Origin of the sequence: Geodermatophilus sp. CPCC 205506 (genome assembly GCF_051383635.1) — a bacterium.
Lineage (GTDB): Bacteria > Actinomycetota > Actinomycetes > Mycobacteriales > Geodermatophilaceae > Geodermatophilus.
Window position 1 is genome coordinate 152,659 of sequence record NZ_JALPKP010000001.1, and the last position, 25,076, is coordinate 177,734.

21 protein-coding genes and 1 tRNA gene are annotated in these 25,076 nt (G+C 74.2%); 11 read left to right on the plus strand and 11 right to left on the minus strand.

All coding sequences use genetic code 11. The features are described 5' to 3' along the window. Nucleotides 1–38 precede the first annotated feature (38 nt). Entirely contained in the window at nt 39–740 is a 702-nt protein-coding gene (locus tag MY520_RS00685; RefSeq protein ID WP_436689063.1) for a hypothetical protein, read from the minus strand. 187 nt (nt 741–927) lie between these two features. Here MY520_RS00685 and MY520_RS00690 point away from each other — a divergent pair, with 187 nt between their 5' ends. The 8 genes from MY520_RS00690 (at nt 928) to mnhG (ending at nt 9,209) form a co-directional block, all read left to right on the plus strand. Further along, nucleotides 928–2,106, plus strand: a complete 1,179-nt coding sequence (locus tag MY520_RS00690; protein WP_436689065.1) for a sensor histidine kinase — start codon at nt 928–930, stop codon at nt 2,104–2,106. After that, nucleotides 2,103–2,762 (plus strand): response regulator, encoded by a 660-nt coding sequence (locus tag MY520_RS00695; protein ID WP_436689067.1) that lies wholly within the window; start codon nt 2,103–2,105, stop codon nt 2,760–2,762. Before MY520_RS00690 ends, MY520_RS00695 begins: the two co-directional genes overlap by 4 nt. Nucleotides 2,763–2,836: 74 nt before the next feature. Continuing rightward, entirely contained in the window at nt 2,837–5,716 is a 2,880-nt protein-coding gene (locus tag MY520_RS00700; protein WP_436689069.1) for a Na+/H+ antiporter subunit A, read from the plus strand. Next, nucleotides 5,713–6,210 (plus strand): Na(+)/H(+) antiporter subunit C, encoded by a 498-nt coding sequence (locus MY520_RS00705; protein ID WP_436689071.1) that lies wholly within the window; start codon nt 5,713–5,715, stop codon nt 6,208–6,210. Before MY520_RS00700 ends, MY520_RS00705 begins: the two co-directional genes overlap by 4 nt. Next, on the plus strand, nt 6,207–7,892 hold the full coding sequence (locus tag MY520_RS00710) for a Na+/H+ antiporter subunit D (RefSeq protein ID WP_436689073.1): 1,686 nt from the start codon (nt 6,207–6,209) through the stop codon (nt 7,890–7,892). Before MY520_RS00705 ends, MY520_RS00710 begins: the two co-directional genes overlap by 4 nt. Then, nucleotides 7,889–8,461 carry a Na+/H+ antiporter subunit E gene (locus MY520_RS00715; protein WP_436689074.1) on the plus strand — a complete coding sequence of 191 codons (573 nt, stop codon included), beginning with the start codon at nt 7,889–7,891 and terminating at the stop codon, nt 8,459–8,461. The genes MY520_RS00710 and MY520_RS00715 overlap by 4 nt, the downstream gene beginning before the upstream one ends. Continuing rightward, nucleotides 8,458–8,787 carry a monovalent cation/H+ antiporter complex subunit F gene (locus MY520_RS00720; protein ID WP_436689077.1) on the plus strand — a complete coding sequence of 110 codons (330 nt, stop codon included), beginning with the start codon at nt 8,458–8,460 and terminating at the stop codon, nt 8,785–8,787. The genes MY520_RS00715 and MY520_RS00720 overlap by 4 nt, the downstream gene beginning before the upstream one ends. Further along, nucleotides 8,784–9,209, plus strand: coding sequence for a monovalent cation/H(+) antiporter subunit G (mnhG, locus tag MY520_RS00725; RefSeq protein WP_436689079.1), 426 nt, complete (start codon nt 8,784–8,786; stop codon nt 9,207–9,209). The genes MY520_RS00720 and mnhG overlap by 4 nt, the downstream gene beginning before the upstream one ends. A gap of 21 nt (nt 9,210–9,230) precedes the next feature. On the opposite strand, the gene MY520_RS00730 is transcribed toward mnhG, so the two are convergent. The 4 genes from MY520_RS00730 to MY520_RS00745 form a co-directional block, all read right to left on the minus strand. Continuing rightward, nucleotides 9,231–9,971 carry a VOC family protein gene (locus MY520_RS00730; protein WP_436689081.1) on the minus strand — a complete coding sequence of 247 codons (741 nt, stop codon included), beginning with the start codon at nt 9,969–9,971 and terminating at the stop codon, nt 9,231–9,233. A 29-nt stretch (nt 9,972–10,000) separates the two neighbouring features. Further along, on the minus strand, nt 10,001–11,746 hold the full coding sequence (gene leuA / locus MY520_RS00735) for a 2-isopropylmalate synthase (protein WP_436689083.1): 1,746 nt from the start codon (nt 11,744–11,746) through the stop codon (nt 10,001–10,003). Between the two features lie 162 nt (nt 11,747–11,908). Next, nucleotides 11,909–12,544 (minus strand): helix-turn-helix domain-containing protein, encoded by a 636-nt coding sequence (locus tag MY520_RS00740; RefSeq protein ID WP_436689085.1) that lies wholly within the window; start codon nt 12,542–12,544, stop codon nt 11,909–11,911. Between the two features lie 208 nt (nt 12,545–12,752). Next, the gene (locus tag MY520_RS00745; RefSeq protein ID WP_436689087.1) at nt 12,753–14,345 is read right to left on the minus strand and encodes a phospholipase D family protein; all 1,593 of its coding nucleotides are present in this window, start codon (nt 14,343–14,345) and stop codon (nt 12,753–12,755) included. A gap of 72 nt (nt 14,346–14,417) precedes the next feature. Between MY520_RS00745 and MY520_RS00750 the strand changes: the two genes are divergently transcribed. Then, on the plus strand, nt 14,418–15,686 hold the full coding sequence (locus tag MY520_RS00750) for an aspartate kinase (RefSeq protein ID WP_436689089.1): 1,269 nt from the start codon (nt 14,418–14,420) through the stop codon (nt 15,684–15,686). Beyond that, nucleotides 15,683–16,735 carry an aspartate-semialdehyde dehydrogenase gene (locus MY520_RS00755; protein WP_436689091.1) on the plus strand — a complete coding sequence of 351 codons (1,053 nt, stop codon included), beginning with the start codon at nt 15,683–15,685 and terminating at the stop codon, nt 16,733–16,735. Before MY520_RS00750 ends, MY520_RS00755 begins: the two co-directional genes overlap by 4 nt. 39 nt (nt 16,736–16,774) lie before the next feature. On the opposite strand, the gene MY520_RS00760 is transcribed toward MY520_RS00755, so the two are convergent. From MY520_RS00760 to MY520_RS00780, 5 genes are all read right to left on the minus strand, one after another. Beyond that, nucleotides 16,775–18,622, minus strand: a complete 1,848-nt coding sequence (locus tag MY520_RS00760) for a prolyl oligopeptidase family serine peptidase (protein ID WP_436689093.1) — start codon at nt 18,620–18,622, stop codon at nt 16,775–16,777. Between the two features lie 81 nt (nt 18,623–18,703). Continuing rightward, entirely contained in the window at nt 18,704–19,783 is a 1,080-nt protein-coding gene (locus MY520_RS00765) for a hemolysin family protein (protein WP_436689095.1), read from the minus strand. Beyond that, nucleotides 19,780–21,087 (minus strand): hemolysin family protein, encoded by a 1,308-nt coding sequence (locus MY520_RS00770; protein ID WP_436689097.1) that lies wholly within the window; start codon nt 21,085–21,087, stop codon nt 19,780–19,782. Before MY520_RS00770 ends, MY520_RS00765 begins: the two co-directional genes overlap by 4 nt. A gap of 83 nt (nt 21,088–21,170) precedes the next feature. Further along, nucleotides 21,171–21,244, minus strand: a tRNA-Pro gene (locus MY520_RS00775). A 31-nt stretch (nt 21,245–21,275) separates the two neighbouring features. Then, a complete protein-coding gene (locus MY520_RS00780) occupies nt 21,276–22,187 on the minus strand; it encodes a metallophosphoesterase (RefSeq protein ID WP_436689098.1) in 912 nt (303 codons plus the stop codon). 54 nt (nt 22,188–22,241) lie between these two features. On the opposite strand from MY520_RS00780, the gene MY520_RS00785 reads away from it, so the two are divergent. Next, a complete protein-coding gene (locus MY520_RS00785) occupies nt 22,242–22,694 on the plus strand; it encodes a GatB/YqeY domain-containing protein (protein ID WP_436689100.1) in 453 nt (150 codons plus the stop codon). A gap of 12 nt (nt 22,695–22,706) precedes the next feature. On the opposite strand, the gene MY520_RS00790 is transcribed toward MY520_RS00785, so the two are convergent. Beyond that, nucleotides 22,707–25,043: a penicillin-binding protein gene (locus tag MY520_RS00790; RefSeq protein ID WP_436689102.1), complete on the minus strand. Its 2,337-nt coding sequence runs from the start codon at nt 25,041–25,043 to the stop codon at nt 22,707–22,709. Between the last annotated feature and the right edge of the window lie 33 nt (nt 25,044–25,076).

Here is a 25,076-nt window from a genome sequence, read left to right on the forward strand (position 1 = left end):
TGGGCAGAGCACGAGCACCCGCGGAGAGGGTGTGCCGGTCAGGCGGCGGACCGCTCGGCGCGGCGGCGGGCGATCATCCGCAGGCCGACGACGACCGGCGGCACGGCGCCGACCAGCGCGAAGCCGGCGAAGGGCAGCGGCGAGAAGGCCATCGCCATCGACGCCGCGATGCTCGCCACGGCGGGCAGCAGCAGCCACCAGCCGGTCACCCCGGCGCGGGCCAGGCCGGTGAGCGCCACCAGCGGGCCGAGGATGCCCAACAGCGTCACGATGCCGACGACGGCCACCGCGAGATCGGCGGACACGCTGTCGAACAGGGACAGGGCGACCTCGGGGTCCAGCTCCCGGCCCACCGCGGCGGTCCAGTAGTCGTACAGGACGAAGCCGGCCACCGTGACCAGGCCGAGGGCGGCCATCAGCGCGCCGACGACGGTCGCGATCCGCCCGCGGCGGCCCCGCACCAGCGCGGGAGCGGCCAGCCAGGCCAGGCCGGCCAGCAGGTTGCCGTAGTGCAGCAGCACCGCCGAGAGCGTGGTCTGCCCCTCGTCCCGGGCCAGCGCGGCGATGTAGTCGGCGTTGGCCATCGAGTCCTGCGGCGGCGAGGTGGCCATGCCGGCCACGTACAGCAGCGAACCGGCGATCAGGGCACCGCCGGCGATCGGCAGCAGCAGCGACCCGGCGCTGCGCGGGGTCTCGGTCGTGACGGAGGGAGCAGGGGTGGTGCGGACGTCGGTGGTCATCGTTCCTCGTCAGGTCGGGGTGCGGCGCCTGGGTGCGGCGTCGCCGAGAAAACTAGGAACGGAACCCTCACCAGCGCTCCGCCGGGACGCACCGACCGGCCTCCGCCGTACGACGGAGTCCGACACGTCCGCGTTCGGCCGTGCGGGGGATCCCCCGGGGGGCGCGCGGCTCCTAGCGTGCTCCCTCGTGCCCCGCTGGTCGGTTCTCCCGCGCACCCGTCGTCTGCTCTGGCCGGCCGTGGGGACACTGCTGGCCGCGATGTCGGTGTTCGAGTGGCTCATCGACGACGTGACCCGCCAGGACTGGCTGTTCGTCGTGCCGGGCCTGCTGACCGGGGTGCTCCTGGCCGTCAGCCCGCAGTTGCCGGCCCTCGCCCCCGTGCTGGGCGTGCTCACCGTGGCCTTCAACGTCGCGGGCGGCGCACCCGGGCCGGGCGGCGCCCAGCTGATCGGCATGGGCCTGCTCGTCGGCCACGCCGTCTCGGTGCTGCCGCCCCGGCGCGGTGCCGTCGCCGCGGGCACGTCGATCGTCCTGGTGACCGGCTTCGCGGCCGCCTTCGCACCCAACGCCTGGGAGTCGGTCTTCTACGTGCTCGTGCTCGGTGCCGCCGCGGTCGTGGGGGCGCTGGTCGCGCAGTCCCGCCGCCGGGCGTCGGAGCTGCAGGTGCTCGCCGCCCGGCTGGCCGGGCAGCAGGAGACCATCGCCGCCGCGGCCGCCACCGCCGAGCGGGCCCGCATCGCCCGCGAGGTGCACGACTCGGTCGCGCACGCGGTGAGCGTCATGGTGCTGCAGATGGGTGGCCTGCGCCGGCTGCTGCCCGACCACCCCGAGGCGCAGGAGGTGCTGCGCGGCCTGGAGCGGCTCGGCCGGGACTCGGTCGACGAGATGCGCCGGGTCGTCGGCATCCTCCGCGAGCAGCCGGACGGCGAGCCGGCCCCGCTGCCGTCGCTGTCCCGCCTCGACGCCGTCCTGGGCGAGCTGCGGACCGGCGGCATGCCGATCGACCTCGTGGTCACCGGTGAGCCGGTGGAGCTGCCGCAGCTGGTCGACGTCTCCGTCGTCCGGGTGGTCCAGGAGGCGCTGTCCAACGTCGTCCGTCACGCGGGCGCCGCGGCCACCACCGTGACGGTGGACCACGCGCCCGACCGGGTCACCGTCACCGTCACCGACGACGGCCGGCCCCGGGTGGCGACGCCGCCGCCGTCCCCCGGCCGCGGCGGGCACGGGCAGCTGCACATGCGGGAGCGGGTGGCGGTCCGGGGCGGGCGGCTGGAGGTGGGGCCGGTCCGCGGCGGCGGGTACCGCGTGCGCGCCACGTTCCCACTCGCGGTGCCGGCCGTCCCGAGGGCCGGGGTCCCCGCGTGACGATCCGGGTGGTGCTGGTCGACGACCAGGCGATGGTGCGCACCGGGGCGCGCATGGTGCTCGCCGCCGAACCCGACATCGAGGTGATCGGCGAGGCGGCCGACGGAGCCTCCGGCGTGCGGGTCATCACGCAGACGCGGCCGGACGTCGTCCTGCTCGACGTCCGCATGCCGGGCATGGACGGCCTCGAGACCGCGCGCCGGCTGGCCGCCGCCGACCTGCCGACCCGCGTCATCGTGCTCACCACCTTCGACGAGGACGAGTACGTGGCCGCCGCCCTGCGCGCCGGGGTGAGCGGGTTCCTGCTCAAGGTCGCGCCGCCCGAGGACCTGGTGGCCGCGGTCCGCACCGTCGCCGCCGGGCACGGGCTGCTCGACCCCGCGGTGACGCTGCGCGTCATCGAGTCCTTCGCCGCGGCCCCCGCCCCCGACTCCGAGCGGGCCGGTGCGCTGGCCCAGCTCACCGATCGGGAGACCGACGTCCTCGCGCTGGTCGCCGCCGGGTTGTCCAACGCCGAGATCGCCGCCCGGCTCCACCTCGGCGAGGCGACGGTCAAGACGCACGTGAGCCGGCTGCTGCTGAAACTGGGTCTCCGGGACCGGGTGCAGGCGGTCGCCTTCGCCTACGAGAGCGGGCTGGTCACGCCCGGCAGGTAAAGTGGGCAGCACCGCCGGCCGTCGACGACCGACGTCTGTGGTCCCCGAGCCGCCCTCCGACTCCCGGGAGACCCGTGCTAGTTCTGCTCCTCCTCCACCTGCTGGCCGCCGTCCTGGCGCCGCTCCTCGTGCGGTGGTGGGGGAGGCAGGCGTTCCTGGCCCTCGCGCTGGTCCCGGCCGCCGGCTTCGCCTGGACCATGGCGCAGCTGGGCCGGGTGCTGGCCGGCGACGACGTCCGCGAGACCGTGCCGTGGATCCCCGCCCTCGACCTCGACGTCGCGCTGCGGCTCGACGCCCTCGCCCTCGCCTTCGCCGCGCTGGTCACCGGCGTCGGCGCCCTCGTCTTCGTCTACTGCGCGCGCTACTTCGGGCCGGACGACGAGGGCACCGGCCGCTTCGCCGGGAGCCTGACCGCCTTCGCCGGCTCCATGCTCGGCCTCGTCCTCGCCGACGACCTGCTGCTCCTCTACGTGTTCTGGGAGCTCACCACCGTCTTCTCCTTCCTGCTCATCGGCGGGTCCGGGCGGCGGCTGGCGGCGCGGCGGGCGGCGTCACAGGCGCTGATCCTCACCACCGCCGGCGGACTGGCCATGCTGGTCGGGCTCATCCTGATCGGGCAGGCCAGCGGCTCGTTCCTGCTCTCGGAGGTCGTCGCCGACCCGGGCAGCGGCACCGCGATGGTCGCCGGGACGGCGCTGGTGCTCGCCGGCGCGGTCACCAAGTCGGCGATGGTGCCGTTCCACTTCTGGCTGCCCGCGGCCATGGAGGCGCCGACCCCGGTCAGCGCCTACCTGCACGCCGCGGCGATGGTGAAGGCCGGCATCTACCTGGTCGCGCGGCTGGCGCCCGGCTTCGCCGACGTGCCCGGGTGGCGGCCGGTCGTGCTCGGGCTGGGCCTGGCGACGATGCTCGTCGGCGGGTACCGCTCGCTGCGCCAGAACGACCTCAAGCTGCTGCTGGCCTTCGGCACCGTCAGCCAGCTGGGCTTCCTGCTGGTGCTGGTCGGTGCCGGCAGCCGGGAGATGGCCGCCGCGGGCCTGGCCATGACCATCGCCCACGCGCTGTTCAAGTCGACGCTCTTCCTCACCGTCGGCATCGTGGACCACGCCACCGGCACGCGGGACCTGCGCAAGCTCTCCGGGCTGGGCCGGCGGCTGCCGGTGCTGGCCGTCATCGGGCTGCTGGCGGGGGCGTCGATGGCCGGGGTGCCCCCGCTGCTCGGCTTCGTCGGCAAGGAGGCCGCCTTCACCGCGCTGTGGGAGGGCGGGCTGGCCTCGCGCGGTGTGGCCGCGGTCGAGCTCACCGGCCTGGTGGTCGGTTCGGTGCTCACCGCCGCCTACACCTTCCGCTTCCTGTGGGGCGCCTTCGCCCGCAAGCCGGGGGTCGCCGAGAGCGAGGTCGCCCACCCGCCCGGCGCGCTGTTCCTTGCCGGGCCCGCCGTCCTCGCCGGAGCGGGGCTGGTCGCCGGGCCGGCCAGCCCGCTGCTCGAGCCCCTGGTCGGTGCGTACGCCGAGGCGCTGCCGCTGCTGGCCCCCGAGTACGAGGAGCTGGCGCTCTGGCACGGCCTGCAGCCCGCCCTCGCGCTGACGGCGGTCACACTTGCCGGCGGTGCCGCGCTGTTCGCCGCCCGCACCCCGCTGAACCGGCTGCAGCGCCGGCTGGCCGTCGGGGCGTCGGCCGACGAGGGGTACTGGAACGTCATCCAGGGCCTCGACCGGCTCTCGGTGCTGGTCACCGGCACCACCCAGCGCGGCTCGCTCCCGGCCTACCTCGGCACGATCCTGGTCGCGGTGCTCGCGCTGCCGGGCACGATCCTGCTCACCCGGGCACCGTGGCCGGGCGAGTGGCGGGCGTGGGACACCCCGGTGCAGGCGATGGTCGGCGTGGTCGTCATCACCGCCGCGCTGCTCGCGCTGCGCATCCGGCAGCGGCTCTCGGCGGTGCTCGTCGTCGGGGTGACCGGGTACGGGACCGCCGTCCTCTTCGCCCTGCAGGGTGCGCCGGACCTCGCGCTCACCCAGTTCCTCGTCGAGACGCTCACCCTCGTCGTCTTCGTCCTCGTGCTGCGCAAGCTGCCCAAGGACATCACCGAGCGGCACCTGCCCCGCGAGCGCGCCGTCCGCGGCGTGATCGCCGTGGCGGTCGGGGCGTTCATGGCCGCCGTCGGTGCCGTGGCGCTGGCCGTCCGGACCGCGACCCCGGTGTCGGCCGACTACCCCGAGCAGGCGTTCGCCTTCGGCGGGGGCAAGAACATCGTCAACGTGATCCTGGTCGACATCCGGGCCTGGGACACCATGGGCGAGATCTCGCTGCTGGTCGTCGCCGCGACCGGCGTGGCCAGCCTGGTCTTCCTGCGCGGTCGCACCGGCAGTGTGGAGCGGGCGGACCCCTCCGAGCGGTCCCGGGCCGGCGGCCCACGGGCCGCCCGGGCGCCGCGGAACCGGTGGCTGGCCGCGACCGGCACCCTCGACCCGGCCCGTCGCTCGGTGGTGCTCGAGGTGATCACCCGGATCCTGTTCCACACGATCACGGTCTTCTCCGTCTACCTGCTGTTCTCCGGGCACAACGAGCCCGGCGGCGGGTTCGCCGGCGGGCTGGTCGCCGGGCTCGCCCTCGTGCTGCGCTACCTCGCCGGTGGGCGCTACGAGCTGGGTGAGGCCGCCCCGGTCGCGCCCGGCCTGCTGCTCGGCGCCGGGCTGTTGTTCGCCGGCGGCACCGGCGCGGCCGGCCTGCTGCTGGGGGGCGAGGTGCTGCAGACGGCGATCCTCGAGATCGACGTCCCGGTGCTCGGCCACATCAAGCTGGTGACGTCCCTGTTCTTCGACATGGGGGTCTACCTCATCGTCGTCGGCCTGGTCCTCGACGTGCTGCGCAGCCTCGGCGCCGAGCTGGACCGCCAGGAGGACGAGGAGGACCCGATCGAGCTCACACCCGGGGAGGTGGTGGTCCGATGACCCCGACGATCGTGCTGCCGGTGATCATCGGCGGCCTCTACGCGGCGGGGGTGTACCTGCTGCTCGACCGCAGCCTCACCCGCGTCCTGCTGGGCTTCCTGCTCCTGGGCAACGCCACGAACCTGCTGGTGCTGTCGGCCGGGGGCCCGGCCGGGCTGGCGCCGATCCTGGGCTATTCCGAGCCGGAGGAGATGAACGACCCGCTCCCGCAGGCGCTCATCCTCACCGCGATCGTGATCACCTTCGGCGTCTCGGCGTTCGTGCTGGCGATGATCCACCGCTCCTGGCGGCTGGTGCACCAGGAGGTCGTCGGCACCGACGAGGAGGACCGCCGGGTCGCCGCCCGCTCGGCCACCGACGCCGACGAGCTGGACCCCGACGAGCTGTCCCCCGACGACCGCATCGCCGGGCACGCCGACAGCCTGCACGGCCCCGACGCGGACGAGCTGCCCGCCGACGACGTCGACCTGCCGGCCGGGACGGGGGCCCGGTGAGCCGCGTCCTCGTCCCGCTGCCGGTCCTGCTGCCCCTGCTCGGGGCGGCCGGCGCCCTGCTCATCTCCGGGCACCCCCGGTTCCAGCGGGCCCTGAGCCTCGCCGTCCTGACGTCGGTGCTGGTCGTCTCCGTGGTGCTGCTGCTCATGGCCGACGCCGACGGCGCGAACGCGATCTCGGTCGGTGACTGGCCCGTCCCCCTGGGCATCGTGCTCGTCGTCGACCGGCTGTCGGCGCTGATGCTCGTCGTCGCCTCGACCGTGGCCCTCGGCGTCCTCGTCTTCGCCGTCGGCCAGGGCTCGGCCGACGGATCGGAGCAGACGCCGCTGTCGATCTTCCACCCGACGTTCCTCGTGCTGGTGGCCGGCGTGAGCAACGCCTTCCTCGCCGGGGACCTGTTCAACCTCTACGTCGGCTTCGAGATCCTGCTCGTGGCCTCCTACGTGCTGCTCACCCTGGGCGGCACGGCGCCCCGCATCCGCGGCGGCATCACCTACGTCATCGTCAGCCTGACCAGCTCGCTGATCTTCCTGGCCGCCATCGGGCTGGTGTACGCCGCGACCGGCACGGTCAACATGGCCGACCTCGCGATCAAGCTCGCCGAGCTGCCCGAGGGCACCCAGGTGCTGCTGCAGTCGATGCTGCTCATCGCGTTCGGCATCAAGGCGGCGGTCTTCCCGCTGTCGGCCTGGCTGCCCGACAGCTACCCGACCGCCCCGGCGCCGGTCACCGCGGTCTTCGCCGGCCTGCTCACCAAGGTCGGCGTCTACGCGATCATCCGCACCCAGACGCTGCTGTTCCCGAACGGAGCGCTCGACGACCTGCTCATGTGGGCAGCGTTGGCCACGATGCTCATCGGCATCCTCGGCGCGGTCGCGCAGACCGACCTGCGGCGGCTGCTGTCGTTCACCCTGGTCAGCCACATCGGCTACATGGTCTTCGGCATCGCCCTGGGGACGGCGGGCGGGCTGGCCGGCGCGGTGTTCTACGTCGCCCACCACATCGCCATCCAGACCACGCTGTTCCTCGTGGCCGGGCTGGTCGAGCGGCAGGGCGGCACCACCTCGGTGGACAAGCTGGGCGGCCTGGCCCGGCGCTCGCCGCTGCTGGCCGTCCTGTTCTTCGTGCCGGCGATGAACCTGGCCGGCATCCCGCCGCTGTCGGGGTTCATCGGCAAGCTCGGGCTGCTCCAGGCCGGGGTCGCCGAGGGCAGCGCGATGGCGCTGGTGCTGGTCGCGGGTGGTGTGGTCACCAGCCTGCTCACCCTGCTGGCCATCGCCCGCGTCTGGACCCGCGCCTTCTGGCGGTCCCCGACGCAGGCCCCGGCCGACGACACCGCCGCCGCGGCCGCGGCCGACGCCGGCTCGGGCAACGGGCGCACCCCGGACGGCGGCCCGTCGCCCGACGGCGAGGGGCCGCGGACCGCCTTCCAGGACGCCTGGCGCCGGCACACCCGCGTGGCGACCGCCGCCGAGCCCGACCTCCCGCCCGCGGCGTCCAGCACCCGGGCGCTGCGGCCGCTGCCGTCGACGATGGTGGCCGCGACGGCGGCGCTGGTCGCGCTCACCGTGGCGCTCACCGGGCTGGCCGGCCCGCTCTACGGCATCGCCGACCGGGCCGCGGCGGACCTGGTCGACCGCACTCCCTACATCTCCGCCGTGTTCGGACCGGAGGGACCGTGAGCGTCGAACCGGCCGCCACCCGGCTGCGGCACCAGGTGCCGCTGGTCGTCTGGCTGGTGCTCGTCTGGATCCTGCTGTGGGGCACCTGGTCCTGGGCGAACGTGCTCAGCGGCCTGCTCGTGGCCCTGGTCGTGCTGGTCGTGCTGCCGCTGCCGCACGTGGTCGGGGGCGTCCGGGTGCGCCCGGTGCCGCTGCTGGCCTTCCTCGGCCACTTCGTCGTCGACCTGGTCGTGTCGGGCGCGCAGGTCGCCTGGCTGGCGCTGCGGCCGGCCCGTGACGGCGGATCGGCGATCGTGCGGGTGCAGCTGCGGGCCGACTCCGACCTGCTGCTGACGATGGTCGCCGAGGCGACCTCGCTGGTCCCCGGGTCCCTGGTGCTCGACCTCGACCGGGAGGAGCAGCTGATCACCGTGCACCTGCTGCACGTGCGCGACCGGGCGGCCGTCGAGCGGGAGCGGGCCCACGTGCTGCGCACCGAGGAGCGGCTGGTCCGCGCGTTCGGGGCCGCCGCGGACGTCGAGGCGCTGGAGTCCGCCGAGCGCCGGACGACCGGGGAGCGGGTGCCGTGACCGTCGTCGCCTACGTGCTCTACGCGTTCATCGGCGGCGGCGCGCTGCTCGCCCTGGTGCGGCTGGCGCGCGGCCCGTCCCTGCTGGACCGGGTCGTCGCGACCGACACGCTGCTGGTGATCATCGCCGCGGGGCTGGCCGTGTACGCCGCGCTCGAGCGGGACCCGACGGTGGTGCCGGTGCTGGTCGTCGTCTCGCTGCTGGCGTTCGTCGGCTCGGTGTCGATCGCCCGCTACGTCGGCGGGATGCTGGTGCGGACCGGCACGGACGCCGGCCGGGACGCCGGCCTGCCGGTCGCCGCCGAGGAGAGGGAGGCCGGCGCGTGACCGCCGTCGCGGACGTCGTGGCGATCGGCTGCCTGCTGGCCGGCGCGTTCCTCTGCCTGACCGCGGGGCTGGGCCTGGTGCGCTTCCCCGACGTCCTGTCGCGGATGCACGCCGGCACCAAGCCGCAGGTGCTCGGCGTGCTGCTCATCATGGTGGGCGGCGCGATCCGGCTCAGCAGCTGGTCGGCCGCCTGGATGCTCCTGCTGGTCGCCGCCTTCCAGCTGCTCACCGCGCCCGTGAGCGCGCACATGATCAGCCGGGTGGCCTACCGCCGCCGGCACGTCCGCCGGGACCTGCTGCTCGTCGACGAGCTCGCCGACGGCCGGTACCAGGACGCGGTCTACAAGGGCGACGAGCCCGGGGACGCCCCGCCCGAGGACGCGGCCCCGTCCCGAGGCTCACCCCGAGCTCGCGAGGGGTGAGCCTCGGGACAGGGCCCTTCGTCAGCTCAGCTGGCCGAGCCAGAACGGCAGCCCCTGGTCGTCGCGGCAGTACGCCGACGAGCCGTAGGACTCCTGCTCGATCTCCCCGGCCTGCCCGCCGGCGGTCTGCACCGCGGCCACGGCGACCTCGATGTCGTCGACGGCGTACATCGGCACGGCGCCGAGGTCCTGGGTCTGCCCGCCGTGCAGCCCGACCATCGGGGTCTGCCCCTGCGCCTCCCAGCCGTCGTCCACCTTGCCCGGGCTCATCGACCAGCCGAGGACCGCCTCGTAGAAGTCGCGGGCGCGGGCGCCGTCGGGCACCCGGACGGTCAGGTAGACCGCGTCGCCGGGGCGCACCGGCGGCCGGGACGTCGACGGCGACGCGCCGGGCGCCTGCAGCATCCAGCGGTGCCCGAACGGGTCGACGACGACGCCGATGCGCCCGTACGGGGCGTCGTCCGGCTCGCGTTCGACGGTCCCGCCGGCCGCGGCCGCCCGGGCGACGGCGCTGTCCACGTCGGGCACGGTCAGGTGCAGGGAGACGCTCACCCGGCCGCTCTCCGGCCCGCCCAGCCCCAGCTCCGGGTACTCGTCGGCCAGGTACAGGGTCGCCCCGCCGACGTCGAGCTCGGCGTGGCCGATGCGGTCGTCGTCGGAGACGTACGGCTCGCCCACGACGCGGGCACCGAGCGCGTCGGCGTACCAGGACATCGCCGCGCGCGCGTCACGGACGGCGAGGTAGGGGATCAGCTGCGACATCGCGGGCCCTCCGGCGGTTGGTCCTTCTCCTACCGCTGGGCCCGGTTCACCGCCGAGACGACCGCGCGCAGCGACGCGCTGACGATGTTCGGGTCGATGCCCACGCCCCACAGCACCCGGTCGCCGACGGCGCACTCGACGTAGGCCGCGGCCCGCGCGTCGCCGCCGGAGGACATCGCGTGCTCGGCGTAGTCCAGCACGCGGACGTCGACGTCGACGGACTTCAGCGCGTCGACGAACGCCGCGATCGGGCCGTTGCCGCGACCGTGGATCGTCGTCGGGACGCCGTTGTCGACCAGCTCGACGACCATCTCGTCCAGCTGCTCGCCGTGCGCGGTGTGCCGGTGGCCGGCCAGCGAGAAGCGGCCCCACGGCGCGTGGGGGTCGGGCAGGTACTCGCTGGAGAAGGCCGCCCACATCTGCTGGGCGGTCACCTCGCCGCCCTCGTTGTCGGTGTGCCGCTGGATCACCGCGCTGAACTCGATCTGCAGCCGGCGGGGCAGGTCCAGGTGGTTCTCGGTCTTCATGATGTAGGCGACGCCGCCCTTGCCGGACTGGCTGTTCACCCGGATCACGGCCTCGTAGCTGCGGCCGACGTCCTTGGGGTCGATCGGCAGGTACGGCACGGCCCACGGCATGTCATCGACCCGCTTGCCGGCGGCCTCGGCGTCGGCGGCGAGGGCCTTGAAGCCCTTGTTGATCGCGTCCTGGTGCGAGCCGGAGAAGGCCGTGTAGACCAGGTCGCCGCCGTAGGGGTGCCGCTCGTGGACGCCCAGCTGGTTGCAGTACTCGACGGTGCGCCGGATCTCGTCGATGTCGGAGAAGTCGATCTGCGGGTCGATGCCCTGGCTGAACAGGTTCAGCCCCAGGGTGACCAGGTCGACGTTGCCGGTCCGCTCGCCGTTGCCGAACAGGCAGCCCTCGATGCGGTCGGCGCCGGCGCGGTAGCCCAGCTCGGCGGCGGCGACGGCGGTGCCGCGGTCGTTGTGCGGGTGCAGGGACAGGACGACGGCGTCGCGCCGGCCCAGGTTCCGGTGCATCCACTCGATCTGGTCGGCGTAGACGGTCGGCTCGGCCATCTCGACGGTGGCCGGCAGGTTGATGATCGTCGGCCGGTCGGGGGTGGGCTCCCAGACGTCGGTGACCGCGTTGCAGACCTCGACGGCGAAGTCCAGCTCGGTGCCGGTGAACGACTCGGGGGAGTACTGGTAGGAGATGTCGGTGTCGGGCATCTGCTCGGCCAGCTTGCGCACGATCTGTGCGCCGTGGACGGCGATGTCGACGATGCCGGCGCGGTCGGAGTCGAACACCACCCGCCGCTGCAGCGTGGACGTCGAGTTGTAGAGGTGGACGATGGCCTGCTTCGCGCCGCGCACCGACTCGAAGGTCCGCTCGATCAGCTCGTCACGGGCCTGGGTGAGCACCTGGATGGTGACGTCGTCGGGTACCAGGTCGTCCTCGATCAGCTGGCGGACGAAGTCGAAGTCCGTCTGGCTGGCCGCCGGGAAGCCGACCTCGATCTCCTTGTAGCCCATCCGGACCAGCAGCTCGAACATGCGCCGCTTGCGGTCGGGCGTCATGGGGTCGATCAGCGCCTGGTTGCCGTCCCGCAGGTCGACGGCGCACCAGCGCGGGGCGACCGTGGTGACGGTCTCCGGCCAGGTGCGGTCGGGCAGCACGATCGGCGCGAAGGGGGCGTACCGGTGGATCGGCATGCCCGAGGGCCGCTGGGGGTTGCGGACGTGCGGGTGGTTCTCGCTCATGTTCCTGCTCACGGGGTCGCTCCTCTGGCGCGGGCTGGACTCAGCTCCGGTGGGGCGGTCAGCAGTGCGCCGGGAACGCGCGGACTCCGCGGCGAGGGGGCCGACCTAGGAGAGGGCCTCGCCGCGGCGGGTAAGCAGGAGGCTGCCGCGCACGCCCCCCACGGTAGCAGCGGCTCAGCCCAGGTCGCAGCCACACGGGCAGTCCGGCGCGTGCACGGGCCGACCGGAGCCGTCGTCGAGCTCGTCGCAGCGGGGTGGGCAGTCGCAGCGGAAGCCGTCGTCGATGCTGCTCAGCTCTCCGGCGAGGAACCTCCTCTGCCGCTCCGCCGTCCGGGCGCGCCACTGCTCCAGCCGCCGCGCCTCGGCCCGCTGCTCGGGCGCGTCGCCGGGCTGCGGGAGCTGGTGGTCGGCGGGCGTGCCCCGCACCCGGCAGGTGGCGTCGCGGCGCCGGCGGTCCCGGTCGAAGGTGTACCAGACCCGGTCCCGGCTGTAGCGGTGCTCGTCGTGCCACCAGCCCTCGTCGGAGTAGCGGGTGTCCAGGTGGGCGGGGAAGCGCCGGTCGCCCATGTCCCGGACGGCGTCGGGGTCCATCGCCGGCACCTCCGCGCCGGTGCCGTCCACGAGGGTCAGGCGCAGCCCCGCCAGCTCGGCGGCGCGGGCCACCGCGCGGGCGTCGAGCCCGGACCGTCCGCTCTCCGCGGCGGCGACCGCGGACTTCGAGATCCCGAGGTGCCCGGCGAGCTCCCGCTGCGACAGGTCGGCGATCCGGCGGATCCGCCGGAGCACACCGCCGAGGTCGCTGTCGGTCACCCGGCGAGCGTCGCCGCCTCCCGCCGGCGTCGGGGCCGACCACCCGTACCTGGGGATGCTCGTGCTCTGCCCACAGGGCTGGGCAGAGCACGAGCGCCCGTGGAGGTGTACTGGGGGGCTCGCCTTCGTGCTCTGCCCACGAGGGTGGGCAGAGCACGAGCGTCCGTGGAGGGACTGCCGGCGCGGAGCTCGCGGGCCTGCGGTCAGGTCACCAGCTCTTCGCCAGGCGCATCCGCCACGGGCGCCCGTCGGGGTCGTCGAAGAAGCGGTAGACCGGGGTGGCCCACAGCCGGGCGGGCAGCGACAGCCGCTCGGTCCGGTGCGGCCGCAGCCGACCGGGGGGCCGCGGCCCGCGGCGACCGCCGGCGTGCCACCCCTCCAGCGCCTCGGCGCTCGCCTCGAGCGCGGCGACGAACGCGTCCGGGTCGATCAGGTCGGCGTCCTCGCTGCCGTCGGCGGCGCGGTCGAGGTGTTCGCGGGCCAGTTCCAGCCGCAGGTCCCGGGCGAACACCCGCGCGCCGTCCCCGGTGCCGGCCGGGTCACGGGGCTCCCGGGGGTCCCGGGTGGTGTCGAGGACGGCGGAGGACAGCTCGCTGTCGTGCGTCCACGAGCGGCGGTTGAAGTTGTCGCTGCCGACGCTGCCCCAGACGTCGTCGACCACGCAGACCTTGGCGTGCACGTAGACCGGCGTCCCCTCGTGGTTCTCCACGTCGAAGACGTGCACCCGGTCCCGGCCGGCGACCCGGCACATCTCCAGCGCCTGCCACCGGCCGACGTACTGCGACCGCTGGGCCACCGCACCGTCCTGGTCGGGCACCCGGGGGACGACGACCACCAGGTGCAGCCCCTCGTGCTCGGCCAGCGCCTGGGCGAACATCCGCGCGACGTCGGCCGACCACATGTACTGGTCCTCGAGGTAGACCAGCCGGCGGGCCCGCTTGATCGCCTTGGAGTAGCCCCGGGCCACCGAGCGCTCGCCGCGCGGCGCGAAGTCGTACGGCGGACGGATCGCCGGGTAGGTGCGCAGGTTCTGCACGTAGACGGGGCCGCACTCGGGCGGCGGGGGCAGCTGGTCCGGCAGCGGGTCGGCGTGCAGCCGGGTGTGGTGCAGCTTGTCGTGGATCCAGGCGAGCGGGTGGTCGGTGTCCGGGCTGTTCGGGTCGTTCCAGCGCTCCCGGAACACCGTGTCCAGCACACCCACCGTCGGTCCGCGCAGCATCAGCTGGACGTCGTGCCACGGCGGGCGCGGGCCGTAGGCCGCCGCCATCGGCAGCGCCTGCGGGTCGCCGGCGTGGGTGGAGTCGTCCCGGCGGCCGTGGCACAGGTCGATGCCGCCGACGAAGGCGACGTCGCGCGTGGCGTCCTGGTCGTGCCGCAGGACGACGAACTTCTGGTGGTGGCTGCCCATGCGGCGCACCCGCTGGTCGAGGATCACCTCGCCCCCGCCGTGCTCGATCTCGTCGTCGAGGGCGCGGTTCTCCTCCTTGCTGAACGACACCCGGTCCATGTGTGACCGCCAGACGAGCCCGCGCACGCACACTCCCCGGCTCACGGCCGCGGTGAACAGCTCGGCGACGGTGGGCCCGCCGGGGCGCAGCTGCTCGTCCGGATCGCCCCGCCAGTCGGTGAAGAAGAGGTGGTCGCCCTCGTCGAGGCCCTGCACCGCCTCGACCAGTCGGTCGAAGTACGTGGCGCCGTGCACCAGTGGCTCGGCGAGGTTGCCCGCCGTCCACGCGGGCAGCGACGTCGCGGGGTTGCCACGCTCCTCGGCGGTCAGCAGCCAGCGCTCGGGATCGTCCACTCCGTGATCACAGCGTCCCGTCCGGGGGGACGCAACCACGGTCGGCGCGGGACGTCGGTAGCCTGTGGACCCGTGGCCCTCGTCGTCCAGAAGTACGGCGGCTCCTCCGTCGCCTCCGCCGCGCACATCAAGCGCGTCGCCGAGCGCATCGTCGCGGCCAAGAAGGACGGCAACGACGTCGTCGTCGTGGTCTCCGCGATGGGTGACACGACCGACGAGCTGCTCGACCTGGCCGGCCAGATCACCGACGACCCGGCCGGCCGCGAGCTCGACATGCTGCTCACCGCCGGCGAGCGCATCTCCATGGCGCTGCTGGCCATCGCCATCAACACGCACGGCTACGAGGCGCGGTCGTTCACCGGCTCACAGGCCGGGGTGATCACCACCTCCAGCCACGGCAAGGCGCGGATCATCGACGTCACGCCCGGCCGGCTGCGCGACGCCCTCGACGAGGGCGCGGTCGTCATCGTGGCCGGGTTCCAGGGCGTCAGCCAGGACACCAAGGACGTCACGACGCTCGGCCGCGGCGGGTCCGACACCACCGCCGTCGCGGTCGCCGCCGCGCTGCGCGCCGACGTCTGCGAGATCTACACCGACGTCGACGGCGTGTTCACCGCTGACCCGCGGATCGTGCCCAACGCCCGGCGGCTGGACACGGTGACGTACGAGGAGATGCTCGAGCTCGCCGCCTCGGGGGCGAAGGTGCTCATGCTCCGCTGCGTCGAGTACGCCCGCCGCTACGGCATCCCGGTGCACGTCCGCAGCTCCTACTCCCAGCTCCCCGGCACGATCGTGACCGGCTCGATGGAGGACCTCACGGTGGAACAGGCCATCATCACCGGCGTCGCGCACGACCGCTCCGAGGGGAAGATCACCGTCTTCGGGGTGCCGGACCGGCCGGGCGAGGCCGCGCAGCTCTTCCGGGTCCTCGCCGACGCCGAGATCAACATCGACATGATCGTGCAGAACGTGTCGGCCGAGGCGAGCAAGCTGGCCGACATCTCCTTCACCCTCCCCAAGAGCGACGGCCCCGCCGCGATCTCGGCGCTGGAGAAGGTCAAGCACACCGTCGGATACACCGACGTGCGGTTCGACCAGCACATCGGCAAGGTGTCGCTGGTGGGCGCGGGCATGCGCTCGCACCCGGGCGTCTCGGCGCGCTTCTTCGGCGCGCTGGCCGACGCCGGCGTCAACCTCGAGCTGATCAGCACCTCGGAGATCCGCATCTCCGTGGTGTGCCGCGACACCGACGTGGACGTCGCCGTCCGTGCGGTGCACGACGCCTTCGACCTCGGCACCGACGAGGAGCAGGCGGTCGTCTACGGAGGGACCGGACGATGAGCCTCTTCCCGAAGGACGGGCTCCGGGTCGGCGTCGTCGGCGCCACCGGCCAGGTCGGCGGCGTCATGCGCCAGATCCTCGCCGACCGGGGCTTCCCGATCGCCGAGCTGCGGTTCTTCGCCTCGGCCCGCTCGGCCGGCAGCACCCTGCCCTGGGGCAGCGGCGAGATCACCGTCGAGGACGCCGCGACCGCCGACCCCACCGGGCTGGACGTCGCGCTGTTCTCCGCCGGCGCGACCACCTCGCGGGTGCAGGCGCCGCGGTTCGCCGAGGCCGGCGTCATGGTGATCGACAACAGCTCGGCGTGGCGGCGCGATCCCGACGTCCCGCTGATCGTCGCCGAGGTCAACCCGCACGCCCTGGGCGAGATGCGCAAGGGCATCATCGCCAACCCGAACTGCACGACCATGGCCGCGATGCCGGTGCTCGCCCCGCTGCACGCCGAGGCCCAGCTCGTCCGCCTGGTCGCCAGTACCTACCAGGCGGTGTCCGGCAGCGGCCTGGCCGGCGTCGAGGAGCTCGACACCCAGGTCAAGGCGGTCGCGGACAAGGCCGCGGAGCTCACCCACGACGGGACGGCGGTCACCTTCCCCGAGCCGGTGAAGTACGTGAAGCCGATCGCGTTCAACGTGCTGCCGATGGCCGGCTCGCTGGTCGACGACGGCAGCAACGAGACCGACGAGGAGCAGAAGCTCCGCAACGAGAGCCGCAAGATCCTCGGCATCCCCGACCTGCGGGTGTCGGGCACCTGCGTCCGTGTCCCGGTCTTCACCGGGCACTCGCTGTCGCTCAACGTCGAGTTCGCCCGGCCGCTGTCGGTCGAGCGGGCCACCGAGCTGCTGACCGGCGCGCCCGGGGTCGAGCTCACCGCCGTCCCGAACCCGCAGCAGGCCGCCGGGCAGGACCCGAGCTATGTCGGGCGCATCCGGCAGGACCCGGGTGTCGACGACGGCCGCGGGCTGGCGCTGTTCGTCAGCAACGACAACCTGCGCAAGGGCGCCGCGCTCAACACCGTCCAGATCGCCGAACTGATCGCCGCCTCCCGCTGACCCTCGGGGGCAGAAATGGCCATTTCTGCCCCCGAGGGGTCAGGGGTGGACGTGGCGGAGGGCGAAGGACAGCGCGACCTCGACCTGGCGGATGGTCTCCTCGATGACCAGCGAGCCGTGGCCGGCGTCGAACCGGTACACCTCGTGCCGCTTGCCGAGCCGCTCCAGCTCGCCCAGGTAGTTGTCGATCTGCCGGATGGGGCAGCGCGGGTCGTTGGCCCCCGCCACCACGAGCACCGGGGCGGAGACGGCGTCGACGTAGGTGATCGGCGAGGAGCGCACGTACACGTCGCGCACCTCCTCGGGTGACCCGCCGAACAGCGCGCGGTCGTAGGCCCGCAGGCCCTCCATCTCGTCCTCGTAGGCGGCCAGGTAGTCCGCGACCGGCACCTCGGCGATCCCGGCGGCCCAGCGCTCGGGCTGGGTGCCGAGGCCCAGCAGGGTGAGGAAGCCGCCCCACGAGCCGCCGGTGAGCAGCGCGCGGCGCGGGTCCACGACCCCCTCGTCGACCAGGGCGTCGTAGACCGCCGCGACGTCCTCCAGCTCGGTCAGCCCCGGCCGGCCGGTCAGCGCGTCCCGCCAGGCGCTGCCGTAGCCGGTGGAGCCCCGGTAGTTGACGTGCACGACCGCGTAGCCGGCGTCCACGTAGGCCGCGCGGCGGGCGCGGTAGGAGTCGTCGTCGGCGGACTCCGGCCCGCCGTGCACCAGGAACGCCGTCGCGTACGGGGCGGGACCGGCCGGGCGCACCAGCAGCGCGTGCACCTCCCCGCCCGGGCCGGGCACCCAGCGGTCCTCCACCGGGTAGGCCGCCGGCGGCTCCTCGCCGGGGGCGGCCAGCACGACCGGTCCGTCGGCCCGGCGGATCACCGGCGGGAGCTCGGCGTTGGACCAGGCCAGCTCGACGGTGCCGTCGGGGCGGGCGGTGGCCCCGCGGACGACGCCGCGCGGGGTGTCCAGCGCCTCCAGCGTCCCGGTGGCCAGGTCGTAGCGGTACAGCTCGCTGCGCGCGGCGTGGTCGTGCCCGACCAGCAGTGCCGAGCCGTCGGGGTACCAGCCGGCGGTCACGTCGCCGGGGAGGTCCAGGACGAGCTCGGTCTCGGTGTCGGTGCCGACGTCCCAGACCAGCAGCTCCTCCCGCCCGCGCCGCTCGTGGCCGACCAGCAGCCGCCGGTCGCCGGGGAGCGGGGCGAACTCCAGCGCGTGCAGCCCGCGGCCCTCGCCGTCCCACTTCTCGGCGACGATCGTGTCGTCGTCGGTCCGCAGCACGCGCAGCGCCGGGTAGCGCGGGTCGCCGTGCTCGGAGTGCGAGATGACCAGCAGGTCCTCGTCGTGGGTGAGCGCGTCGACCGACGCCGGGTCCTCGTGCCGGTAGACGACCCGCGCGGTGCCGCCCACAGGGGCCAGCCACAGCTCGGAGCCGTCGTCGGTGGAGCGGCCGACGGCGACCACCCGGGTGCCGACCTCCAGCCCCGCCGGGTAGGCCGGCCCGACCTCCGGCAGGGCGACGCGGTCCTCGCCGCCGGTGAACGGCTGCACCATCCAGATGCCGAACTCGTCGCCGTCGGTGTCGGCGAACCACCAGATGGTCTCGCCGTCCGGGCTGATCGTGGCGATCAGCGTGCCGTTGGCCCGGTCGGTGACCTGCCGGTGGACGTCGGTGGTGCGGTCCCAGGCGTACTGCTCGACGACGCCGCTGACGTCTGAGGAGTACAGGCAGCGGTGCGGCGCCTCCAGCGCCCAGTCGGGCAGGCTCACCCGCGGCGCCCGGAACCGGGCCTGCCAGCGGGCGGTCACCTCGGCCGGCAGCGCGGCCGCGTAGGGCGTCGGCGTGGCCGGGGTGATGACGCTGGCGTGGGGGGACCGCGTGGCGGCGGGCTCGGCAGTCAACGGGCTCCTCGCTGTCGCTCGTCGCCGCGTTCCTGCGGCGGTGCTCTGTCCACGGGCGTGCTCGGGTGCGCGCCCGCCTGCTCATCTTCCCCCGGTGCCCGCGCCCACCTGCGGAGAGCCCCCGGGGTGCACGACCGTGGCGTCCCGGACGTCGCCGATCAGCCGCTCCAGGACGTCCTCGAGCGCGACCACGCCGACGGTGACGCCGTCCCGGACGACCCGGCCCAGGTGCGCGCCCTGCACGCGCATCTCCGCGAGCACCTCCGGCAGCGCGGCGTCCGGCGCGAGCCGGACCAGCGGGGTGACGCGGTCGTCGGGGATGGGCCGGTCGCGGTCGGCCCCGGCCAGCCCGAGGACGTCCTTCACGTGCACGAAGCCGGCCGGCGCGTCGTCCTCGCCGCGCACCGGGTAGCGGCTGAAGCCGTGCTCGGCGACGACGGCCTCGAGTTCCCGCGGCGTCGTCGACCGGGGCACGGTGACCACGCGCTCGATCGGCAGGAGCACGGAGTCGATGTCGTGCTGCTCGAAGGTGAGGGCGCCGGCGGCCAGCTCGCTGACCTCGCTGCCGAGCCGGCCCTCGCGCAGGGACTGGGTGATCATCGAGCGGATCTCGGCCTCGTCGAAGCTGGCGGCGACCTCGTCGGTCGGCTGCACGCCGAACAGCCGCACGAAGCCGTTGGCGACGGTGTTGAAGAGCCAGATGACCGGCTTGAGCAGCCGGGCGAAGGTGGCCAGGGGTGGCCCCAGCACCAGCGCGGCGCGGTCGGGGCCGGCGATGGTGACGTTCTTGGGTACCATCTCGCCGAGCACCATGTGCAGCACGGTCACGATCGCCAGGGCGATGACCAGCGCGATCGGGTGCAGCAACCCCTCGGGGACGCCGAGGGCCGCCATCGGCCGCTCGATGAGGTGGGCGACCGCCGGCTCGCCCACCGCGCCGAGCCCGAGCGAGCACAGCGTGATGCCGAGCTGGGCGGCGGCCATCATCTGCGAGACGTTGCGCATGGCGGCGAGCGTCTTCACGGCCCGCGGCGAGCCGGCCTGCGCGCGCGGCTCGAGCTGGTCGACGCGGGCGGTGACCAGGGCGAACTCCGCGGCCACGAAGAACGCGTTGCCCATCAGCAGCGCGACGAGCACCAGCAGGCTGACGACGTCGCTCATGCCGCCACCTCCGCCGGGACCTGCTCGGCGCGCACCCGCGCCACCCGCCGTCCCTCCAGCGTCTCGACGATCAGCCGCGCCCCCTCCACGTCCACGCGGTCACCGACCTCCGGCAGCCGCTGCAGCCGCTCGGCGAGGAACCCGGCGAGCGTCTCGTAGCGGCCCTCCGGCACCGGCACCCCGGTGCGGTCGCGGACCTCGTCCGGGCGCAGCAGCCCGGACAGCAGCCAGGTCTCGTCGTCCGCCCGGCGGAGGGTGCGCAGCGGCCGGTCGGTCTCGTCGGAGATCTCCCCGACGAGCTCCTCGACGATGTCCTCCAGGGTCACCACGCCGTGCGTGGCGCCCCACTCGTCGACGACGAGGGCGATCTGCAGCCCCTGCTCCCGGAGCAGGTCCAGCAGCCGCTCCAGCTGCAGCGACGATGGGACGGCCAGCACCGGGGCGGCCAGCTCGGCGGCGGTGCGCGCGGTGCGCTCCTCCTCCGGGACGGCGACGGCGTGCTTGACGTGCACCACGCCGGTCACCTCGTCGAGATCGGAGCCGTGGACCGGGAAGCGGGACCGGCCCGACTCGACGGCGGCGGTGATGACGTCGGCGGCGGTGGCGTCCGACCGCAGTGCCCACAGGCGGGTGCGCGGGGTCATGACGTCGGTGGCGTACTTCTGCCGCAGTCCCAGCGACCGCTCCAGCAGGCGGGCCGCGACGGGGGAGAGGTCGCCCTCCTCGGCCGAGCGCCGGGCGACGGCGGCCAGCTCCTCGGCGCCGCGCGCGGAGTCGAGCTCCTCCTTCGGCTCGATGCCCAGCCGCCGGACGATGGCGTTGGCCACCCGCTGCAGCGCGGTGACCAGCACGCCGGTGACCCGGGTGAAGGCCCGCATGCCCGGTGCGACGGCGGCGGCGACGGCCAGCGGGTTGGCGATCGCCAGGTTCTTCGGGCCGAGCTCGCCGAGCAGCATCTGCAGCGTGGTGGCCAGGGCCAGGGCCAGGCCGTAGGAGACGCCGGCGACCGCACCGGCGGGCAGGCCGAGCGCCTCCAGGGGACCGTGCAGCAGGTGACCCAGCGCCGGCTCGGCCAGGTAGCCGACGACGAGAGTGGTGATCGTGATGCCCAGCTGGGCGGCGGACAGCTGGGTGGACAGCCCGCGCAGCGCCTTCACCACGCCGCCGGCCCGGCGGTCACCGGCCGCGGCCGCCTCCTCCACCTGGCCTCGGTCGACCGTGGTGAGGGAGAACTCGGCGGCGACGAAGAAGCCGGTGAACGCCGTGAGCACCACGGCGGCGAGGAGGAGCAACCACTCGGTCATCGGACCCTCGGTGCCCCCTCGACCGGGTCACCAACCCCGGGAACGACTCAGGGGCCGCCTCGCGGCGGCCCCTGAGCCCTCTGTCGGGGTGACAGGATTTGAACCTGCGACCTCGTCGTCCCGAACGACGCGCGCTACCAAGCTGCGCCACACCCCGAGGTACCCGACGAGTCTAGCCGACCGCCGTCTCAGCTCTGACGGGCGGTCAGGGTGAGGAGCGTCGCCTCCGGCGGGCAGGCGAACCGGGCCGGCGCGTAGGGGCTGGTGCCCAGCCCCGCGGAGACGTGCACCCAGGTGCCGGCGGGCCGGTCCGCGGCCGGCGGGGCCCAGCGGTGCAGCCAGCGGACGCGGGCCCGGTCGATCCCGCAGTTGGTCACCAGGGCGCCGTACCCGGGCACCCGCAGCTGCCCGCCGTGGGTGTGCCCGCACAGCAGCAGGTCGTAGCCGTCGGCGGCGAAGCGGTCGAGCACGCGGGGCTCGGGGGAGTGCGACAGCCCGATCCGCAGGTGCGCGCCCGCGTCGGCCGGCCCGCCCACGTCGTCGTACCGGTCCCGCTTCAGGTGCGGGTCGTCGACGCCGGTGAGGGAGATCCGGTGCCCGCGCACGACCAGCTCGCCCCGCCCGTTGGTGAGGTCCAGCCAGCCGCGCCGGGCCAGGCCGTCGCGCAGGTCCCGCCAGGGCAGCTCGTCGCCGTGCACCCGCTTGTGGTTGCGCTTGAAGTACTTCAGCGGGTTCTTCGGCCGCGGGGCGTAGTAGTCGTTGCTGGACAGCACGAACGCGCCCGGGAGGTCCAGCAGCGGGTCCAGCGCCCGCAGGGTGGGCGCCACGGCGTCCATCCCGGCCAGGTTGTCGCCGGTGTCGATGACGACGTCCGGCGCCAGGGCGGCGAGCCCCGCCACCCACTCCTGCTTCGACCGCTGCGGCGCGGTCATGTGCAGGTCGGACAGGTGCAGGACCCGCAGCGGCTCCGACCCGGGCGGCAGCACCGGGACGACGAACCGGCGCAGGGTCCAGCGGTTGCGCTCGTAGAGGGAGGCGTAGGCGACCCCGGCGGTCGCGGACGCGAGGAGGGCCGCGGGGACGGCGATGGTCGGGCGCACGACAGCCCAGGGTACGCAGCGGCCCTCCGGCGGCCGCCGTGCCAGGCTGGGCCCGTGTCCGACCTGAAGGAACAGCTGCGCGCCGACCTGACCACCGCGATGAAGGCCCGCGACGAGCTGCGCACCGCGACGCTGCGCATGGTGCTGACCGCCGTCAGCGCGGAGGAGGTGGCCGGCAAGGAGGCCCGCGAGCTCAGCGACGACGAGGTGCAGGCGGTGCTGCGCCGGGAGGCCAAGAAGCGCCGTGAGGCCGCGGACGCCTTCGCCGCCGCCGGGCGCGCTGAGCAGGCCGACCGCGAGCGCGCCGAGGGCGACGTCGTCGCCGCGTACCTGCCCGCCCAGCTCGAGGACGCCGACCTGGCCGCGCTGGTCGCCGACGTCGTCACCCGGACCGGCGCGTCGGGGATGCGGGACATGGGCAAGGTGATGGGTGCGGTGCAGGCCGAGGTGGCCGGCCGCGCCGACGGCGGCCGGGTGGCCGCCGAGGTGCGCCGCCAGCTGGGCTGACCGGATCGGGTGTCAGCCGCCGGCCGGGGTGCCGGGAGCGGGGACCCCGGGAGCAGGGACCCCGGGAGCGGGGGCGGCAGGCGGGGGAGTCGCACCGTCGGCCGGCGGTGCCGTCCCGGCGCCGGGGTCGGGCGCCGGCGCGACGACCTGCGAGCCGTTGCTCACCTGGATGGACACGACCTGCTCGGGGGTGGCCCGGGCACCGGCCCCGGGGTCGGTGCCGAGCACCGTCCCGGCCGGCTGGTCGCTGTCCACCGAGACGACGGTCGACTGGAGCCCGGCGGCCTGCAGGGCGGCGCGGCACTCGCTCTCCGAGGCGCAGGCCGGCACCGGCCGGGTGTTGCCGTTCTGGGTGACCGGGTCGGCCGCCGGGAAGGGCACCAGCGGCTGCCCGCGCAGGATCGGCTGCATCGCGTCGTGCCAGATCGTGGCGCCCTTGCCGCCACCGAAGCCGCCGACGTTCTGGTTCTCCTTGGGGTTGAGCACCATCACGCTGGCCGCGTACTGCGGCGTGTAGCCGACGAAGGCCACCGAGAAGTTGTTCTGCGACGTCCCGGTCTTGCCGGCGATCTGGTGACCGTCGACGTAGGCCCGCGCGCCGGTCTGGCCGGCGTGGCCGGGCTCGACGTCCTTGCGCAGCATCTGGTTGAGCGTGCTGGCCACGCCCGGCGGGATCGCCTCGGCGGTGCAGTTGTCGCCGCGGACGACGGGCTGCCCGTCGTCGCCGGTGAGGGGCTGGCCCTCGCGGTCGAGGACGGCGGTGACCGGCGTCGGGTCGCACTGCGTGCCGTTGCCGGCCAGGGTGGCGTAGGCCTCGGCCAGGTCCAGCGGGCTGGTGGGCTCGGAGCCGAAGGTGAACGACCCCCGGTTCTCCTCGATGATCTGGTCGGACGAGGTCGAGCGGAAGTCCATGCCCATCGCCTCGGCCATGCGGACCGGCTTCTCCACGCTGCCGAGGGCGTCCTCGAGGGCGAGGAAGTAGGTGTTGGAGGACATGTAGAGCGCCCGCTCCATGTCCAGCGTGGCCGGGTAGTTGCCGGCGTTCTCGACGTCGTAGGGCGCGCGGCCGTCCTTGTAGACGCGGGAGACGTAGGGGTCCCCGGTGGTGAGCGTGTAGTACTGCGAGTACCCCTCGGCCAGCGCGGCCGCGGCGACGAAGGTCTTGTACGTCGAGCCCGAGCCCTGGCTCTGGGCGGTGTTGAGGACGACGGACTCGCAGTCGGCGTCCGAGCACCCGTAGCGGCGGTTGACGCTCATCGCCAGCACGTGGCCGGTGCCCGGCTCGACGGCGGTGTACATGCCGGCCAGCGGGTCGCCCATCGGGAGGGTGTTGAGCACGGCCTGGTCGCCGGCGGCCTGCATGTCCGGCCGCAGCGTGGTCTGGATCGTCAGGCCACCGTTCTGCAGGGTCGAGTCGTCGATGCCGAGCGTCTGCACCAGGTACTGGTGCACGAAGGCGCAGAAGAAGCCGCCGATCGAGGCGTCGATGCAGCCGTTGGCCGGGGGCGCACCCGGGGCGACCGCCACCGGCGTCGCGGAGATGTCGGCCCGCTCCTGCTCGGTGACGTGCCCGAGGTCGACCATCCGCTGCAGCACCTGGTTGCGCCGGACCTGCGCGTTCTCCGGGCTGGCGATCGGGTCGTCGTTGGCCGGGCTCTGCACCAGGCCGGCGAGCATGGCCGCCTGCGGCAGGGTGAGGTCGACGGCGTTGACGCTGAAGTACCGCTGCGCCGCGGCCTGGATGCCGTAGGCGCCCTGCCCGAAGTAGGCGATGTTCAGGTAGCGGGTGAGGATCTCGTCCTTGGAGTAGGTCTCCTCCAGGGCCAGCGCGAGCCGGGCCTCCCGGAGCTTGCGGCCCAGGCTCTCCTCGGTCGCCGCCTGCCGCTCCTCGGGGGTGTCGGCGGTCTCGGCGAGGGTCTGCTTGACCAGCTGCTGGGTGAGCGTCGAGCCGCCCTCGCGCACCGACCCGGCGGCCACGTTGGTCACCAGCGCGCGCACGGTGCCCTGCACGTCGAGGCCGTTGTGCTCGTAGAACCGCGAGTCCTCGATGTCGACCAGCGCCTGTTTCATGATCTCGGAGATCTGGTCGGGCGCGACCGGCGTGCGGTTGTTCGTGTAGAAGTTCGTGATCAGCGACCCGTCGGCGGCCAGCACCCGCGTGTTGCCCGCCGGCGCCTCGTCGGTGAGCTCCACCGGCAGGGCGTCGAGCAGGGACGCGGAGTTGCGCGCGGCCATGCCGGTGCCGCCGACGAACGGCAGCATCATGGCGGCGAGCAGGGCTCCGGCGAGGACGATCGTCGCGGCGAGCTTCGCGAGGACCCGGGCGCGGGCAGGGGCGGCGGGAGACATCGCGAGCAAATGTACGTGCCGACGTGCCCCCGA